A 2,761-nucleotide genomic window follows, 5' to 3' on the forward strand; every position below is an offset into this window, starting at 1 on the left:
GCTTTATACCAAACTGCATAAATCTTTGATCAATTTAACGAATTAAATTGCACTATAACGTCGTTAAAAATTTTTTATTTAGAACAACTAGATATAAAAGTTTTTGCCTAGTTCTTGCATAATTTTCTTAACGTTAAATAGACCCAATATATATGCAGATTGGTATAAAATAAAAACGGCACATAAAAATGTGCCGTTTTAAAAACTTAATAAAGTTTAATAAATAGAGTCTATATTATAGCTGCCAGTTTACAGATAGGCCGTAGTTACGTGGTGCACCGTAGTAACCTTGTGCCCAATATAGGCTGTTTAAGTATTTTTCGCCTGTGGTGTTATTTATATTAAATGTTACACCTATATTGTCAGTAATTTCGTAAGTGGCCATTAAATCAAGTAACCCGTATGCATCTTGATTTGTGGTAACAGCCGCCATACCGTTAGCATCTTTAACTTGAACGCGGCTAGTTGAATCCTGCCAGCGGTAATTTGCGCCAAACGATAAACCATCAACTAACGGAACTTGGTAAGTTGCTGCCACTTTAAGTTGGTTTTCTGGTGTGTAGTCTTTTACTAGGTCATCACCATCAATACTTAAATTACTGAAGCTAATACTTGCACTTAAATCGTCTGTAAACTTACCACTTAGTTCGACTTCAAAGCCGTTACTGTTAATCCCATCGGCTGCATAATAACGTGTATCACCAGGTACGGAATTAGGAAGAGCAACAGCAAGGCCATCTTGTTTTGCATCAAAATAAGCAAAGGTTACAAACAATTGATCGTCAAGAAGCTGCGCTTTAACACCTATTTCACTACTTTTACCAGTAATAGCCGGAAGTTGATTCGCATTTATATCAAGCTCTTTTTGCGGTACAAATGTTTCTGTGTAGCTTGCATATGCAGATAACGTATCACTGAAGTCATACACGGTACCTATGTATGGTATTAACTCTGAGTCACTGCGTGTTTGAGACACGCTATAAGCTGTACCTTTTGTTTCCCAATCAGTATAACGCACGCCAGCAAGTAGGCTTAGCGGTTCACTTAATTTAAGGCGTGTAGATATATAAGCTGATTTTTGTTCGTTAGTTATATCACTCCCATTTTCACTATCAGCAAGGGTTGCCTCTGGCATTACGCCATCCCATGTTTTAAGAGATGGCATTGCTGGAAAGCCATTACCTGTAGTGTAATCGTAAAGCGACAGGTCTTTGTAATCCATTTTTGCTTGGCTAACACCAAACGATAGGTCGTGCTCTTGGCCAAATAAATCAAATTTACCACTGGCATATAAATCAAATAAATCGTGTTTATCACTATAATCATAGCGGCTTGCAAAACCTTTCAAACCAATTTCAGTGTCTTTGTTGGGCGTCCCTTGCACGTAAAACAATTCCGATTTTTGATCATTTTTAACATGAGCATAACGCGCTCTAGCCACCCATGTTGCTGATAAGTTTTGCTCAAGTGTTACATATACTTGCTCTGCACTGTTATCCCAGTAAGACCAATCGGCAGCAGTGCTGGTTGATTCGTCATAGTCAGTAGGTGTGCCATCTGTGTAATAAAGAGGAAGTGCGCCCCAAAGCGGGCTGTCGGCATCTTTTTGTTGATTCACGTAATTAACGCTAAGCGATGTACTGTCTGTTAATTTGCCTTCGTAGGCTAAATATACAATCGTTTTATCTGTCTCATAACGATCGAGGTAAGAGTCAGCTTTTTGTTTTGTAAATACCGCACGTACAGCATGTTCGTCATTTATTGGTGTAGATACATCTAAATCTAAACGTTTTTTATTCCACGAACCATAAGAAGCAGATGCATTAGCTTGCGTTGTATATGTTGGTTTTTTTAACACCATGTTGACGGTCGCTGAAGGATTACCTGCACCTGTCATTAAACCGTTTGCTCCACGCACAATTTCAACGCGGTCATAAATTGATGTATCAAGGCTGCCTTGAATAGAGCCTGAACTTTGCGGAATGCCTAAGCCATCAACTTGGAAATTGGTGATTTCAAAACCACGAGCTTTAAAATAAGTACGGTCAGTTTCTATTTGTTCTACCGTTACACCTGGTGTGCTTTCTAATACAGAATTAATATCGTCTAGTGAAAAGTCGTCCATTAGGGCACGTGAAACAACTGAGATTGACTGCGGCGTTTCTTTTATTGTTAAGCCTAATTTTGTAGCCGATTGTGCTTCTTCTGTGATGTAGTTTTTATGATGCTGGCCATAGACTGCAATTTTTTCGAGAGGTTCATCTTTTGCTTTCACTTCATCTGCAAAAGCATAACCAGATAGAATTAAAGAAGTAGCAAAGCTTAGTTTAGATAAACGCAAAACTTGAGGGGACGACATGAGTTTTTCCAATTAGTTCAAAAGAAGTGCGTAATTTAATCTAAATGATATTGATTTGCAATTGCGTTTTGTTGTTTTTATCCATAATTTTTTCAATGTCATATATAAAAGCTAACTCTAACTTTAATCACGTTCATAAAAAAACGGCCGAAGCCGCTTAAAGGAAGTAAACAGTTTTTACTTAACTTGAGCTCTGGTTAAGAGATTTACTAAAATATTGAATCATGGTGATATTTAAATTTATTTTCTCTAGCCAGAGATTTTCAGTGAAAACAAGGCGAATTTACGCGTCAATAGCTGGCCTATTGCAAGTAAATTCAACGCAGTTAGCACTGAAAATAGCTGCTCGAGATAGATTTTTTTTTTAGAAATCATGGTATTTAGTTTGTTGAAATTTATTTG

1 protein-coding gene is annotated in these 2,761 nt (G+C 37.3%); it reads right to left on the reverse strand.

Annotated features, from left to right (window positions below; translation table 11 throughout):
- Positions 1 to 235: 235 nt before the first annotated feature.
- Positions 236 to 2,359, reverse strand: a complete 2,124-nt coding sequence (locus CWB66_RS01995; protein WP_138584144.1) for a TonB-dependent siderophore receptor — start codon at positions 2,357 to 2,359, stop codon at positions 236 to 238.
- Between the last annotated feature and the right edge of the window lie 402 nt (positions 2,360 to 2,761).

Source organism: Pseudoalteromonas sp. S558 (assembly GCF_005886635.1).
Classification (GTDB): domain Bacteria; phylum Pseudomonadota; class Gammaproteobacteria; order Enterobacterales; family Alteromonadaceae; genus Pseudoalteromonas; species Pseudoalteromonas aliena.